This window comes from Methylorubrum rhodesianum (genome assembly GCF_014199985.1).
Lineage (GTDB): Bacteria > Pseudomonadota > Alphaproteobacteria > Rhizobiales > Beijerinckiaceae > Methylobacterium > Methylobacterium rhodesianum.
The window spans coordinates 182,876-196,954 of record NZ_JACHOS010000001.1 but is presented as its reverse complement, the minus strand read 5'-3'; the positions used below and the strand labels follow the sequence as shown (position 1 = coordinate 196,954).

Sequence of the window (14,079 nt, the reverse complement as noted above, 5' to 3'; positions counted from 1 at the left end):
TTTCGGGTTTCCGGAGTGACGCGTGAGCAGGGCCGGCGGTTCCGGATCGGGTCTCGACGGCGTTCGCCTTTTGGTCCAGGGATGCGCGCATGATGCAAGAGCCCAACGACGCGCCCGGCGCGTTCCGGCCGCGCCCGTCCGACGACGATGCGCCGTCGGCCCCGACCTCGATCGCAGCCCGTGCCATGGCCGCCCTGCGGCCCGAGGGCGCCTCCTACCTCGCCGGCCTCAACCCGGAGCAGCGCCGCGCCGTCGAGGCCACGGAAGGACCGGTGCTCGTTCTCGCGGGCGCGGGCACGGGCAAGACGCGGGTGCTGACGACGCGCATCGCCCACCTGATCGCGACGGCCAAGGCGCGCCCCTACGACATCCTCTCCGTGACCTTCACCAACAAGGCCGCGCGGGAGATGAAGCACCGCATCGGCCAGCTCATCGGCCCGGCGGGCGAGGGCATGCCGTGGCTCGGCACCTTCCACGCCATCGGCACCAAGATCCTGCGCCGCCACGCCGAGCTGGTCGGGCTCAAATCCGACTTCACGATCCTCGGGACCGACGATCAGCTGCGCCTGATGAAGCAGGTCATCGCCGACCAGAACATCGACGAGAAGCGCTGGCCGGCGCGCTCGCTCGCCCACACCATCGACGGCTGGAAGAACCGGGGCCTCGGTCCCGAGCAGGTGCCCCCGGGCGAGGCGCAGGCCTTCGCCTTCGGCAAGGGCGGCCAGCTCTACGCCGCCTATCAGGCCCGGCTCGCCACGCTCAACGCGGTCGATTTCGGCGACCTGCTGCTGCTCTGCCTCAAGCTCTGGCGCGAGAACCCGGACATCTTGGCCAACTACCAGGACCGTTTCCGCTACATCCTCGTGGACGAGTATCAGGACACCAACGTCGCCCAATACCTGTGGCTCCGGCTCCTGGCCCAGGCGCGGAAGAACGTCGCCTGCGTCGGCGACGACGATCAGTCGATCTACGGCTGGCGCGGCGCGGAAGTCGACAACATCCTGCGCTTCGAGCACGACTTCCCCGGCGCGACCGTGGTGCGGCTCGAGCGCAACTATCGCTCGACCGGCCACATCCTCGCCGCCGCCTCAGGGCTGATCGCCAAGAACGAGGGCCGGCTCGGCAAGACGCTTCGCACTGAGGACGCGGCGGGCGAGCCCGTCACGGTGACCGGCGCGTGGGATTCGGAAGAAGAGGCGCGTCAGGTCGCCGAGTCGATCGAGTCGCTCCAGCGGAAAGGGCATCCGCTCTCCGAGATCGCGGTGCTGGTGCGGATCTCGGCGCAGATGCGCGAGATCGAGGACCGCTTCGTACAGGTCGGCCTGCCCTACCGGGTCATCGGCGGCCCGCGCTTCTACGAACGCGCCGAGATCCGCGACGCGCTGGCCTATCTGCGCGTCACCATGAACGGCGCCGACGACCTCGCCTTCGAGCGCATCTTCAACACGCCCAAGCGCGGCCTCGGCGACGCGACGCTGCAGACGCTGCACGCCTATGCCCGCGCCGACCGGATTCCGCTGCTCGCCGCCGCGCGGAAGCTGATCGAGACCGACGAGCTGAAGCCTCGCGCCCGCTCGATGCTGCGCGGCCTCGTCGAGAGCTTTTCCCGCTGGGTTCGGCTGGTGGAGACCAAGCCTCATCCGGAGGTCGCCCAGACCATTCTGGAGGAATCCGGCTACACCGAGATGTGGCAGAAGGATCGCTCGGCCGATGCCGCCGGGCGCCTCGAAAACCTCAAGGAATTCGTCCGCTCGATGGAGGAATTCCCGGACATGGCCGCCTTTCTCGAACACGTCTCCCTGGTGATGGAGGCGTCCGAGGCGGAAGGGGCCGACCGCGTCTCGCTGATGACGCTCCACGCCGCCAAGGGTTTGGAATTCGACACGGTGTTCCTGCCCGGATGGGAGGACGGCCTGTTCCCGAACCAGCGCGCCATCGACGAGAGCGGGCGGGCCGGCCTGGAGGAGGAGCGGCGGCTCGCCCATGTCGGCCTGACGCGAGCCCGCAAGCGCGCCAAGCTCTCGTTCGCCGTCAACCGGCGCATCCACGGCCTGTGGTCCTCGACCATTCCCTCGCGCTTCATCGACGAGTTGCCGCCGCAGGCCGTGGACGTGGTCGAGGCGCCTGCGCATTTCTCGGCCGGCGCTTCCCGCTTCGATCGCAACCCGGCCCCATTCGGCTCCTCCTATGGCACGCCGGGCTGGCAACGGGCGCAAGCCAACACCGCGGGCGGGTTCGGTGGGGGGCTCGGGAATGGTCGGGCGGGCGGCCGCACGAGCGGACCGCGGGAGATCGAGGGCGAACTGATCGCCAAATCGACCGGTGCGCCCTCCTCCTTCGAGCACGGCGCCCGCGTCTTCCACACCAAGTTCGGCCCCGGCACGGTCGCCGGCATCGACGGGAACAAGCTCACCGTTGACTTCGACAAGGCCGGTCGGAAGATGGTGCTCGACAGCTTCCTCCAGCCCGGTTGAAGCGTCCCGCCGGCGGCCTCCGCCGGCTGCGCCGCCGCCCCGGGAGGGCGACGCCCGCGATGGCTTTGGTCAGGATCGCTCCGATCCGCCGGCAGCGCCACGAGGCGCTCGGGTCATCACTTCTTCGCAGAGCCGTCACGCCCCCGTCGCCCGCGCTTGCAACCCTCATGGGGCGGGCGAAGCGTTGCCTTAAAGCCGCGTTCCACAGCCTTCGCGTCGAGCCGTGGAACCGACTCACCGGGTTTGGCTTTGCTCTTGCGTACAGATGAACGAAGATCGGCGATGTCTTCGCCGAATCAAGGGAGAAGTCGGACAGTCGAGACTGGTCGAAAAAGCGAGTTTGCGAGAGTCACGCACGAGTCAAGGTGGAGTGTTGATCCATGAAGAGACGACGCGCACGGCTTGAACTGGTTGAGGACCGACCGATCCGGATGCATCGGACACGCTTCGACGAGGAACGTAATCCAGCACCGATCCAACCCCTGACGGATAAACAAGGCCAGTACCTCGACGCCCTCGCGTCATCTTCGCAAGTCATCGTTTTAGGCCCTGCCGGCACGGGCAAGACTTTCATCGCCGGTACACGCGCCGCGGATCTTCTTCGGCAACGCCGGATCTCGAAGGTCGTCATCACCCGTCCCAACGTTCCCTCGGGCCGCTCGCTCGGCTTCTTCCCCGGCACGCTGGAAGAGAAGATCGCGCCCTGGGTCGCCCCCCTGACCGAGACGATGAAGGAGCGCATGGGCGCAGCCGCCTTCGACATCGCGGTGAAGGCCGGCGACATCGAGGCGGTGCCGTTCGAGGTGATGCGCGGGCGCACCTTCAAGAATTGCCTCGTGATCTTGGACGAGGCGCAGAACACGACCACCGCCGAGATCAAGATGTTCCTGACCCGAATCGGCGACGATTGCCAGGTCATCATCAACGGCGACGTCTCGCAGACCGACTTGCGTGAGACGTCGGGGCTTCGCACCGTCATCCACCTCGTGAAGAGCCGGATGATGGCGATCCCGATCGTGGAGTTCACCCTCGACGACATCGTCCGTTCCGGCATCTGCGCGGAATGGGTGAAGGCGTTCGAGGAGGAGCGGCTCTAAGCGTCCTGAGAGCGCTGCCAGACGCGAGAACGAGGTCGCTCAGGGCCTCGTTCTCGTTCGCGTTTCGCTTCAGATTTCGACACCCCTTTCGACGATCGCCGTCTCGACGATGTCGGCGGGCTCGTAGAGCCAGCGCGCCACGATACCGGCCAGGATCGCTCCGGCGATCGGCGCCAACCAGAACAACCATAGTTGCGCGACATACTCGGCGCCGGCGAACAGGGCCGGGCCCGTGCTCCGGGCCGGGTTGACCGACGTGTTGGTCACGGGAATCGAGATCAGGTGGATGAGCACGAGGGCGAAGCCGATGGGAATGCCGGCGAAGCCCGCCGCTGCACCCTTCGACGTCGTCCCGACGATGATGAAGATGAAGATGAATGTCGTCAGCACTTCGGTGATCAGGCAGGCGGCCAGGCCGTACTTGCCGGGGCTGAGTTCACCGTAGCCGTTCGAGGCGAACCCATTGGGGACCCAACCCGCCTTGCCGGACGCGATGGTGTAGAGGGTGAAAGCCGCCACCGCGGCCCCGATGACCTGGGCGACGATGTAGGGCAGGACGTGCCGGCTGGCGCAGCGTCGGGCCGACCACAAGCCGATCGTGACGGCCGGATTGAAGTGGCCGCCCGAGATATGGCCGACCGCGTAGGCCATCGTCAGCACGGTGAAGCCGAAGGCGAAGGCCACCCCCAGAAAGCCGATCCCGAGTTCCGGATAGGCGGCGGACAGGACGGCGGCCCCGCACCCGCCGAAGGTCAGCCAGAAGGTACCGAAAAATTCGGCGGTCGTCCGACGCATCGTATCGTGATCCATGGCGGCACCTCTTGCTACGGAGGTCGCGGGGCGCGCACGAAGCGGTCGTATCGGCAGTCTGGTCGGCGCACCGCGAGACCAAGTCGTCGGCGTCGGCACCCGCCAGACGCGTCGAGCGAAGATTTCACACCCGCGTCGCGTCAACAATGATCGGCGTCATGAGTCGAGCGGCACTAAAGAGTCGTACCGCTTCCGTATTCAATCCAGCGTTCCCGGCGATGAGGCGCCGTCCCGTTGCCGGCACTGCATCGCCGAAGAACCGCCGGCACGGACGCGGTCACCGGTGTTGGGCGGCCCTGGGATCAGCATGCGGCACCGCCGACCTTAAGCGGCCGCGACACCCCTCGTCCGCGCCGGCCCGACGTTCTTGCCGTCGAGCCGCTGGCGCAGCCGCTCGACATCGTCGAAATTGTTCGAGGTGAGATCGGTGACGTCGCCCTCGACGAGCGCATCGACGTGCCGGCAGCGGCGGCGATGCGTGCCCGCCGGACAGGAGCAGCGGAGATACGGCCCGTCCGTCCGCTCCTCGAATTCCAGCACATAGCGGTTGCCGGTGCTGCCGCGCATGGCGAAACGCAACTCGCCCTTAGGCCGCAGATCGACGATGCCGGAGGCCCGCAGGGCGTGGGCGGAGGTGGAGCGGGTGAAGTCGCGCCGCGGTCCGGCAACCGCGCGGATCGGGGTCAGCCCGAGGCCGCGGGCGAGGTCGGCGATGTCCGTCGCGCCGGTCTCGCGCAGGGCCGCGAGCGCGATCTCGGCGCAGGCATAAGCATCCTCGCCGGCATCGTGATGCTCGAAGCGGATGCCCAGGCGCCCCGCCACCTTGGCGAGGCCGTGGCCGGCGGGATCGGGGAAGATGCGCCGGGCGATCTGCAGGGTGCAGAACCCGGCCAATTCGGGCACCGTCTCGCCCCAGGCGGCGAGCGAGGCGGCGAGGACGCCCATATCGAAACCGGCATTGTGGGCGAGCATCAGACCGCCCGACAGGTCCGGCAGGAATTCGGCCATGACCTCGGCACAGTTCGGCGCGTCGCGCACGTCCGCCGGCAGGATGCCGTGGATGCGGATGTTGCCGGGAGAGAACCGCATCTGCGGCGGGCGGATCAGCCGGGATTCGCGCCGCACCACCCGGCCGCCCTCGATCCAGGCGAGCCCGACCGCGCAGGCGCTGTCGCGCCGCTCGTTGGCGGTCTCGAAATCGATCGCGACGACGCTCATGCCCCTGAGATTAGGGGCTCGTGGACCGATCCCGCAAGGCGCGGCGGACGGGATCCGACCGCCGCACGCGCCGGATGTCGTGATCGCATAGAGGGACACGAACGCGGCTCGAACTCGTTACCGGGCGACAATGGGATGAGCGAGGTCGTCATGAACGTGTTCTCACGCCGGGGCCTGATCGCCGCCGCGGGCGGCGTGGCTTTGGGCGCCAACTCCGCCCGTTCGGCCGAGGGGCCATCGCCGGTCCGCGGCGGCAAGGGCGCAGACATCCTCGGCCCCCGCAACGCGGCGCGGGAAGCGGAAGACCCCTTCACGATGGCCCCGCCGAAGACCGATCACGGCACGATGCCGAACCTGAAATGGTCCTTCGCCGACAGCCACATGCGGCTGGAGGAAGGGGGCTGGGCGCGCCAGACGACAACGCGGGAGCTTCCGATCTCGAAGGCCATGGCCGGCGTGAACATGCGCCTGAAGGCCAACGTCGTGCGCGAGATGCATTGGCACAAGGAGGCCGAGTGGGCCTACATGATCAAGGGCCGCGCCCGGATTACCGCGATCGACGGCGAGGGGCGAACCTTCGCCGACGATGTCGGCGAGGGCGACCTCTGGTACTTTCCCTCCGGCATCCCGCACTCGATCCAAGGGCTCGACGGGCCGGAGGACGGCTGCGAGTTTCTGCTCGTGTTCGATGACGGCGGATTCTCGGAGGACTCGACCTTCCTCATCACCGATTGGCTCGCACACACGCCTCGGGACGTGCTGGCGAAAAACTTCGGATGGCTGGAGAGCGCGTTCGATACCGTCCCCGAGAAGGAACTCTACATCTTTCCCGGCCCGAAGCCGGGGGCCCTGGCCGATGACCAGCTCGGCGGCGCAGGGCCTGTGCCGAAGCGCTTCAGCCACAGGATGCTGGCGCAGGAGCCGGTCCGCACGAAGGGCGGCAGCGTGCGGATCACGGATTCCGCGATCTTCCCCGCCTCCACCACCATCGCCGCGGCGCTGGTCGAGCTGCAGCCCGGCGCGATGCGGGAACTGCACTGGCACCCCAACGGCGACGAGTGGCAATACTACCTCTCGGGACAGGGACGAATGACGGTGTTCGGCTCGGAATCAAAGGCGCGCAGCTTCGATTATCAGGCCGGCGATGTGGGCTACGTGCCGTTCGCCATGGGTCACTACATCGAGAATACCGGCGACACGCCGCTGACCTTTCTCGAGATGTTTCGCAGTCCCCGCTACGCCGACATCTCTCTCCGCCAGTGGATGGCGCTGACCCCGCACGCGCTGGTGCAAGCGCATACCGGGCTCGACCGCGCGGCAATCGACGCCCTGCCGCAGACCAAATCGCAGGTCGTGCCGGGCTGATCACGTCAACCCGGCTGGCCGAGGCGGCGGTCGAACAGCGTACGCACCGTTCGCCGCTCCTCGTCCAGCCGGGCGGCGAGCGCCCGGGCATCGGGCAGATTGACGGCGCGGGCGAGGCGGGCGAGCGCCACGTCGGAAGCCTGCGTCGGATCGCCTTCGACCATCAGGCGCTGCCAGTGGTGCACGTCGTCGAGGAGCCGATAGGCGCCGCCGAGTTGCTCGGCCTCGTCGGCCGCGAGGAGGCCTCCCTTCGCCGCCCGCGAAAACACCTCGGGCGCATCGAGACCGATCAGTTCGGGATGGGCGTCGGCATGGCCGAGCACCAGGGCCTGGGCGAGGAAGTCGAGATCGAGCAGGCCGCCGGGGCTGAGCTTGAGGTCGAGGGGACCGTGATCGCCCTTCTCCTCCTCGACCGTGGCACGCATGGCCCGAACCGAGCGATTGACCGCCTCCGGCTCGCGGGCCTGCCTCAGCGCCTCGCGGATCACGGATTGTGCCTCCCCGGCGAGGCTCTCGTCGCCGGCGATGACGCGGGCGCGGGTCAGCGCCATGTGCTCCCAGAGTTCGGCCTCTTCCCGCTGATAGGCGCGGAAGCTGCGGAATTGCGCGGCGGTTGCGCCCTGGCCGCCGCCGGGCCGAAGGCGCAGATCCACCTCGTAGAGCAGTCCGCGTCGAGTCGGGGCGGTGAGTGCCGCCACGAGGCGCTGCGTCAGCCGATTATAGGCCACCGCCGCGTCGAGCGGCTTCGGGCCGGTGCTGGTGCGGTTCTCGGGATCGAAATCGTAGAGCACGACGAGATCGAGATCGGATTCCGCCGTCAGCTGACGCGAGCCGAGCCGGCCATAGCCGAGCACGACCATGCGCCCTCTCGGGACCGGGCCATGATCGGCAAAGAACGTCGCCGACACGGCCTCCAGGGCGGACGCGACAGCGGCGTCCGCGATGGCCGAGAAGGCGCAGCCCGCTGCCTGCGGGGTCAGGATGCCGGAAAGCATCCGTGCGCCGGTGAGGAAGCGGAGCTGCCGGGCCGCGTCCCGGCTGCGGTCCAGGAACACCTCATGGCTGTCGGGCCGGCCGAGCAGGGCTCGGTAATGCGCCGCGATGGCCGCCGTATCGACGGTCGGATCGACGAAGTCGGGGTCGATCACCGCGTCGAGCACGTGCGGCGAGAAGGCGACGGTGCCGGCCAGGCGCGGAGCGCTGCCGAGCAGATCGGCGAAGAGCAGCCGCAGGCGCTCGTGCTCGCGCAGGATGGTCAGAAGCTCGACCGCCGCCGGCATGCGGCCGAAGGCGCGGTCGAGGTTGGCGAGCGCCGCGTCGGGGTCCGGCGTTCCGGCGAGCGCCTTGAGCAGGGCGGGGACCAACTCGGTCAGCACCTCGCGGGCGCGCGGGCTGCGCACCGCCGCGCGGCGGCCGAAATGCCAGCCGCGCACGGTGTCGGTCACCCGCTCGGGATCCCGGAAGCCGAGGCTGCGCAGGGTTGCCAGCGTCGCCGGATCGTCGGCGGCACCACTGAAGACGAGATCACCCACCTCCGACGAGAGATCGGGCCCCGCCTCGAACAACAGGGCGTAGTGCGCCTGCACCCGGCGGGCATGGGCCAGCAGGGCCGCCTCGAAGCCGGCGAGATCGGGATATCCGGCGAAGCGCGCGAAGTTTTCGAGCTCGATGCGGTCGGTCGGCAGGCGCTGGGTCTGCTCGTCGCGCACCATCTGCAGGCGGTGCTCGACCGTGCGCAGGAACGCGTAGGCTTGGGAGAGCTCGTCCCGCGCCTCCGCCGAGATCCAGCCGTCCTCATGCAGGCTTGCCAGCATCGGCACGGTGGAACGCCCGCGCAGCATTGGGCGCCGGCCGCCGAAGACGAGTTGCTGCGTCTGGACGAAGAACTCGATCTCGCGAATGCCGCCGCGACCGAGCTTGATATCGTGGCCGGCGACCGCCAGCGCCTCGTGCCCGCGCACGGCGTGGATCTGCCGCTTCATGGCATGGACGTCGGCGATTGCGGCAAAGTCGAAATACTTGCGCCAGATAAAGGGCGTCAGGTCGGCGAGGAACCGCTCGCCCGCGGGGATATCCCCGGCGATAGGGCGGGCCTTGATGAAGGCCGCTCGCTCCCAATTCTGGCCCGTCGTCTCGTAGTAGACGTAGGCCGAGGCGAGGCTCATGGCGGTGGGCGTCGAGCCGGGATCGGGACGCAAGCGGTAATCGACGCGGTGAACGTAGCCGTCGCGGGTGCGCTCCTGCAGCAGCTTGGCGACGCCCTGAGCCAGCCTCGTGAAGAACGGCGTCGGCTCGAGTCCCTCCTTCAGGGGTGTGGCCCCGGGATCGAAAAAGACGATCAGGTCGATGTCGCTTGAATAGTTCAGCTCGCGCCCACCGAGCTTACCCAACCCAAGCACGACGAGGCCCGAGCCGGCCTGCGGCGCAGATCGATCCTTCGGCAGGAAGCGGCCGGAGGCGGCGGCCTGAAGCAGCATCGCGTCGACGGCGGCCGCGACCGAGGCGTCGGCGAAGTCCGAGAGCGCGGCGGTCACACCCTCCAGTGGCCAGATCCCGCCGATATCGGCCAACGCCACAAGGAGCGCGTGCTCGGCCCGGTTCCGCCGCAGGGTCCGTCCGACCGCATCGAGATCGGGTGCCGAGTCCTCCCCCGGTCGACCGGCGGCACGCTGGGCGGCGACGATACGGGCATCGGCGGCCTCCGGTGCCTCTTCGAAGAGTCGGGCGAGGCGAGCGGGATCGCGCGAGGCCAGGGACCAGAGGAAGGTCGAGTGGTCGGCCAGCGCCGCGAGGAGATTGCGGGCCGCTCCCTCGCGCAGGACGGAGGGAAGTGCGTCGGCGATCTCATCGACGCGCGCCCACGCTGCCTCAGGGTTCGAGAGTGGCGGCGGGTGTCCCAGTCGCGCGATCAGGGGAGCCGTGCCATCGCCGCGGGCAGTCTGCCCGTCGTTTCGCCTGCCCATGCCGTCCCTTCTTCGATTCGGAGCGGCCGCATCGCCGTCGAGCTGTTACGATGCCCATCAAACGCGCAAATCGGATTCTGCCAAGGGGTTTGCCGCAGCCCGCGACGAAGGGCGTGCGCCACCGAGTCGTACCCGTCGGGCGAGATGCCCGGCGGTGAGGGAAAGTTTCGATCGTCCGATCAGACTGCCGTGAGGCGATCGTGGAGCGAATGAGTGCGGAGCCGTCTTGCCGCTCGTTGGTTGATCCCCGGCGTGCCGGGGAGCCGTGTTTTTTTCGTAAGACCTCCGGCGGACGATAGGTCCTCCGATGATGAAAGCGAATCGATGAGCAGCCCCACCCTGGTTCCCTTCACCGAGGCCGCGGTCTTCACACTCGGTTGCGCGCTGATCGCGAGCCGCCGGTTCGATCCGCAACGGCTCGGGGCGGTGCTGGGACTGGCTACCATCACGCTCGCGGTCTTGCTCGTCGTCTTCGCTCTGCCCGGAAGTCCGCAGATGACGCTCGCCGACCCGGACGGCGTGCGCAACTTCCTGAACTGAGTCTTTCCCGGAGGTGCCTCGACAGGCGCCCGATTTCCGACCGCTTTCACCCGGCAAAGGACGGCGCGGCGGATGTTTCGTGGCAGACGCTAGGGCGCGCCGGTCGGCAGGCTCAGCGTCACCGCGAGTCCCGGACCGTTGTCCGCGAGATCGAGCCGGCCGCTATGAAGCCGCGCGACGGCATTGACGAGGCTGAGGCCCAGGCCGAAGCCGGGGCGTGAACGGGCGGCGTCGAGACGTACGAAGCGATCGAGTACCCGTCCGCGCTCCCCTTGCGGGATGCCGGGGCCGCGATCCGCCACGGTGAGCCGGACGACGCCATCGGCGCGCGCGGCCCGGACGGCGATCGGCTGCGGGCCAGCCTCGGACGATCGCGCGCCATACTTGATGGCGTTGTCGATGAGATTGGCGATGGCTTGGCCGACCAGCTCGCGGTTGCCGTCGAGGATCAGATCCGGCTCGGTCTCGACGGTGAGCCTCAGGCCCTTGTCCTCGGCCAGGGGCTCGTAGAGCTCGGCCACCTCCCGCGCCACCGCCCCTGCATCGAAGCGGCGGACGCTCTCCGGGGCATTGCCCGCCTCCAGGCGCGCGATGGTGAGCAGCGCGTTGAACACCCGGATCAGCCCATCGCTGTCCTCAATCACGCCTTCCATCGCCGTACGCAGAGCGTCCGGCGTTTCGGCGGTGCGAAGGGCTTCGTCGACACGGTTGCGCAGGCGCGTGAGCGGCGTCTTGAGATCGTGCGCGATATTGTCGGAGACTTCCTTCATGCCGCGCATCAGCTCGCCGATGCGCTCCAGCATCAGGTTGAGGTTCTGGGCGAGTCGGTCGAGCTCGTCCCCGGTGCCGGCGACCCGCAGACGACCGTCGAGATCCCCCGCCATGATGGTGCGGGTCGTCTCGGTCATGTCGTCGACGCGCTTCAGCACGCGGCTCGCCACGAACCATCCGCCGAGCACGCCGAGCACGACGACCAGCGCCACCGACGATCCGAAGGTGTTCCCGATCGCCGCGCGCAGGCGGTCCCTCTCCTCGGTGTCGCGGCCGACGAGTAAGCGGAAACCGCCGGCGAGATTGAAGACGCGCATGATCGCGCGGTGCTCGCCCTGGTCCGCCTCGGAACCGCGTCCGTAATAGCCCTCGTACTGCCCGGGCCGGGCGAGGATGTCGGGCGAGACGCGGCTGACATTGCCGACGATGTGCTCGCCGGCCGGTGTGGTAACGAGGTAGAGCGAGGCGCCCGGCTCCTTGGCGCGCCGCTCCACCACGGCGATGAGGCGGCGCAGGCCGCCCGCCGCGTACTGCTCCGACAGGCCGTTGATTTCGGCATCGATGGTCGAGACGATCTGGTCGTCGAGCACCCGCCGGGCGTTCCAGGCGACGTAACCGAGCCCGAGCGAGGCCAGCACTGCGAACAGCACGAGATAGGCGAGCGACAACCTGAAGGCCGTCGTGCGGAAGATCTTACCGAGACGCGCGAGGGGCCCATCCGGCGGCTGCGATAGGGCGGGGCTCACGGGCGCTACGTCTCGTCCGGCCGGATGACGTAGCCTGCGCCGCGGACCGTGTGGATCATCGGGTGCTCGAAGCCGCGATCGATCTTCGAGCGGAGACGCGAGACGTGAACGTCGATGACGTTGGTCTGGGGGTCGAAGTGGTAGTCCCAGACATTCTCCAGCAGCATCGTGCGGGTCACGACCTGTCCGGCGTGGCGCATGAGGTATTCGAGCAGCCGGAATTCGCGCGGCTGCAGCACGATCTCGCGCCCCGCCCGCGTCACCCGGTGCGAGAGCCGGTCGAGTTCGAGATCGCCGACGCGATAGGCCGTGGCCTCGCTCGAGCCGGTCGCGGCGGTGCGGCGGCGGGCCAGCACCTCGGTCCGGGCGAGCAACTCGGAGAAAGCATAGGGCTTGGGCAGGTAGTCGTCGCCGCCCGCGCGCAATCCCTTCACCCGGTCGTCCACTTGGCCGAGTGCCGAGAGGATCAGGACCGGTGTGGCGATCTCCTGCTCACGGAGGGCGCGCACGAGCGACAGCCCGTCGAGCTTCGGCAGCATGCGATCGACGATCAGCACGTCGTAATCGCCCTCGCGGGCGAGCGCGTAACCGTCGAGGCCGTCGCCGGCATGGTCCACGGTGTGTCCGACTTCCCGGAACGCCTTGACCAGATAGGCAGCGGCCTCGCGATCGTCCTCGATGATGAGCAGGCGCATGACGCCCGTTAGATAAGCTTCGCGGCTCAGGAGCGCGAGGCGTTCACCGACAATTCCGGCTTGTGGTTCAGGGTCTGGAACACGACGCAGTAGCGCTCGGTGAGCTTCAGAAGCTGGTCGAGCTTCTCCTGCGGCGCGTCGGTGTCGAGGTCGAACTTCAGACGGATCGCGCGAAAGCCCACCGGCGCCTCCTTGTCGACGCCGAGCGTGCCGCGGAAGTCGAGATCGCCCTCGGCGCTGACCGTGCCGGCCTTAAGTGGGATTTCGAGAGCGGTCGCCACCGCCTTCACCGTCACGCCGGCGCAGGCGACGAGGGCTTCGAGCAGCATGTCGCCGGAGCAGAGTTCGGCGCCCGAGCCGCCGGTGGCGGGGTGCAGGCCGGCGACCGCCAAGGCGCGGCCGGTCTCGACCTTGCAGGCGATGCTGGTGTCGTCGAGCGAGCCCTTCGCCTTGAGGGTGACGACGGCGGAATCCGGGGTCTCGCGGTACTTGTTCTTGAGCGGGGCCTGGAGAGCGCGCAGGGCGTTGGCGTCCATGGATTTCCTCCGGTTTTTCGGCGGGTCTTCTTGGCGCGTCGGGCTTAGCGGTTTTCGCGCGGGCGCGACACCTCAGAACGAGCTGCCGCCCGCGACTTGCGGGGGACGGGAGCCGTCGCGCGGGCGCAGCGAGTGATCGAGGGCCGACAGGATCGTGCGCGTGGCCGCCTCGCTCGTCGGCGCCGCCGGGTCGCGCGGCCGGCGCATCGGCAGGACGACGGTGTCGTCGAGGCGGCCGGGACGCGGACGCATGACGATGGCACGATCGGCGAGCGCCACCGCCTCGGCCACGTCGTGAGTCACGATCAGCACGGTCGGCCGCACCTCCTCCCACAGCGCCAGGAGATGGCGGTGGAGATCCTTGCGGGTGAAGGCGTCGAGTGCCGAGAACGGCTCGTCAAGGAGCAGCACCCGCGGATTGGCCACGAAGGCGCGGGCGATCGACACACGCTGCTGCTGACCGCCCGAGAGTTCACGGGGCCAACGCCCGGCATGCTCGGAGAGGCCGACGCGCTCCAGGGCGTGGGTGACACGGTCGTCCCGCTCGCGCTTCGGCAGATGGTCGATGCCGAAGCCGACATTGTCGGCGACGCTGAGCCAGGGCAGCAGGCGCGGCTCCTGAAACACCAAGCCGACACCGGAATGCGGCCCGGTGATCGGCTCGCCGTCGAGCGCGATGCGCCCGGTGCTCGGTCGGTCGAGGCCGGCGATGAGGCGAAGCAGGGTGGTCTTCCCGCAGCCCGAGCCGCCGATCAGCGCGACGATCTCGGCGTTCGGCACGTCCAGATCGATTCCGTCGAGCGCACGGGTGCCGTCGGCATAGGTCTTGGAGAGGCTCTGGATGCTCAGCATAGTCGCGGCAGG

The 14,079-nt window shown here is 68.6% G+C and carries 11 protein-coding genes; 4 read left to right on the top strand and 7 right to left on the bottom strand.

The features are described from left to right. The first annotated feature begins 89 nt into the window (after window positions 1-89). Window positions 90-2,474, top strand: coding sequence for an ATP-dependent helicase (locus tag HNR01_RS00900; RefSeq protein ID WP_183666059.1), 2,385 nt, complete (start codon window positions 90-92; stop codon window positions 2,472-2,474). A gap of 380 nt (window positions 2,475-2,854) precedes the next feature. Continuing rightward, window positions 2,855-3,571, top strand: a complete 717-nt coding sequence (locus HNR01_RS00895) for a PhoH family protein (RefSeq protein ID WP_183666057.1) — start codon at window positions 2,855-2,857, stop codon at window positions 3,569-3,571. A gap of 69 nt (window positions 3,572-3,640) precedes the next feature. Here HNR01_RS00895 and aqpZ read toward each other — a convergent pair whose 3' ends face one another. Both aqpZ and HNR01_RS00885 read right to left on the bottom strand, forming a co-directional pair. Next, window positions 3,641-4,381: an aquaporin Z gene (aqpZ, locus tag HNR01_RS00890; protein WP_153875349.1), complete on the bottom strand. Its 741-nt coding sequence runs from the start codon at window positions 4,379-4,381 to the stop codon at window positions 3,641-3,643. Window positions 4,382-4,705: 324 nt separating this feature from the next. After that, window positions 4,706-5,599: a 3'-5' exonuclease gene (locus HNR01_RS00885; RefSeq protein ID WP_183666055.1), complete on the bottom strand. Its 894-nt coding sequence runs from the start codon at window positions 5,597-5,599 to the stop codon at window positions 4,706-4,708. 150 nt (window positions 5,600-5,749) lie between these two features. Between HNR01_RS00885 and HNR01_RS00880 the strand changes: the two genes are divergently transcribed. Beyond that, complete coding sequence (locus HNR01_RS00880) at window positions 5,750-6,964, top strand: oxalate decarboxylase family bicupin (protein WP_183666387.1); 1,215 nt, start codon at window positions 5,750-5,752, stop codon at window positions 6,962-6,964. Between the two features lie 5 nt (window positions 6,965-6,969). On the opposite strand, the gene HNR01_RS00875 is transcribed toward HNR01_RS00880, so the two are convergent. Then, entirely contained in the window at window positions 6,970-9,927 is a 2,958-nt protein-coding gene (locus tag HNR01_RS00875; RefSeq protein ID WP_183666053.1) for a bifunctional [glutamine synthetase] adenylyltransferase/[glutamine synthetase]-adenylyl-L-tyrosine phosphorylase, read from the bottom strand. Window positions 9,928-10,251: 324 nt separating this feature from the next. On the opposite strand from HNR01_RS00875, the gene HNR01_RS00870 reads away from it, so the two are divergent. Next, the gene (locus HNR01_RS00870) at window positions 10,252-10,467 is read left to right on the top strand and encodes a hypothetical protein (RefSeq protein WP_017482756.1); all 216 of its coding nucleotides are present in this window, start codon (window positions 10,252-10,254) and stop codon (window positions 10,465-10,467) included. Between the two features lie 89 nt (window positions 10,468-10,556). Here HNR01_RS00870 and HNR01_RS00865 read toward each other — a convergent pair whose 3' ends face one another. The 4 genes from HNR01_RS00865 to HNR01_RS00850 all read right to left on the bottom strand — a co-directional run bounded on the left by HNR01_RS00865 (window position 10,557) and on the right by HNR01_RS00850 (window position 14,067). Beyond that, window positions 10,557-11,984 carry a sensor histidine kinase gene (locus HNR01_RS00865; protein WP_183666051.1) on the bottom strand — a complete coding sequence of 476 codons (1,428 nt, stop codon included), beginning with the start codon at window positions 11,982-11,984 and terminating at the stop codon, window positions 10,557-10,559. A 5-nt stretch (window positions 11,985-11,989) separates the two neighbouring features. Further along, window positions 11,990-12,679 carry a response regulator transcription factor gene (locus HNR01_RS00860; protein WP_183666049.1) on the bottom strand — a complete coding sequence of 230 codons (690 nt, stop codon included), beginning with the start codon at window positions 12,677-12,679 and terminating at the stop codon, window positions 11,990-11,992. Window positions 12,680-12,705: 26 nt separating this feature from the next. Further along, window positions 12,706-13,215, bottom strand: coding sequence for an OsmC family protein (locus tag HNR01_RS00855; protein WP_183666048.1), 510 nt, complete (start codon window positions 13,213-13,215; stop codon window positions 12,706-12,708). A gap of 72 nt (window positions 13,216-13,287) precedes the next feature. Then, window positions 13,288-14,067 (bottom strand): ABC transporter ATP-binding protein, encoded by a 780-nt coding sequence (locus HNR01_RS00850; RefSeq protein WP_183666046.1) that lies wholly within the window; start codon window positions 14,065-14,067, stop codon window positions 13,288-13,290. Window positions 14,068-14,079: the final 12 nt, after the last annotated feature.

Coding starts and splice junctions, on each gene's coding strand:
- HNR01_RS00900 (WP_183666059.1), top strand. CDS start 90: ATGATGCAAGAGCCCAACGACGCGCCCGGCGCGTTCCGGCCGCGCCCG.
- HNR01_RS00895 (WP_183666057.1), top strand. CDS start 2,855: ATGAAGAGACGACGCGCACGGCTTGAACTGGTTGAGGACCGACCGATC.
- aqpZ (WP_153875349.1), bottom strand. CDS start 4,381: ATGGATCACGATACGATGCGTCGGACGACCGCCGAATTTTTCGGTACC.
- HNR01_RS00885 (WP_183666055.1), bottom strand. CDS start 5,599: ATGAGCGTCGTCGCGATCGATTTCGAGACCGCCAACGAGCGGCGCGAC.
- HNR01_RS00880 (WP_183666387.1), top strand. CDS start 5,750: ATGAACGTGTTCTCACGCCGGGGCCTGATCGCCGCCGCGGGCGGCGTG.
- HNR01_RS00875 (WP_183666053.1), bottom strand. CDS start 9,927: ATGGGCAGGCGAAACGACGGGCAGACTGCCCGCGGCGATGGCACGGCT.
- HNR01_RS00870 (WP_017482756.1), top strand. CDS start 10,252: ATGAGCAGCCCCACCCTGGTTCCCTTCACCGAGGCCGCGGTCTTCACA.
- HNR01_RS00860 (WP_183666049.1), bottom strand. CDS start 12,679: ATGCGCCTGCTCATCATCGAGGACGATCGCGAGGCCGCTGCCTATCTG.
- HNR01_RS00855 (WP_183666048.1), bottom strand. CDS start 13,215: ATGGACGCCAACGCCCTGCGCGCTCTCCAGGCCCCGCTCAAGAACAAG.
- HNR01_RS00850 (WP_183666046.1), bottom strand. CDS start 14,067: ATGCTGAGCATCCAGAGCCTCTCCAAGACCTATGCCGACGGCACCCGT.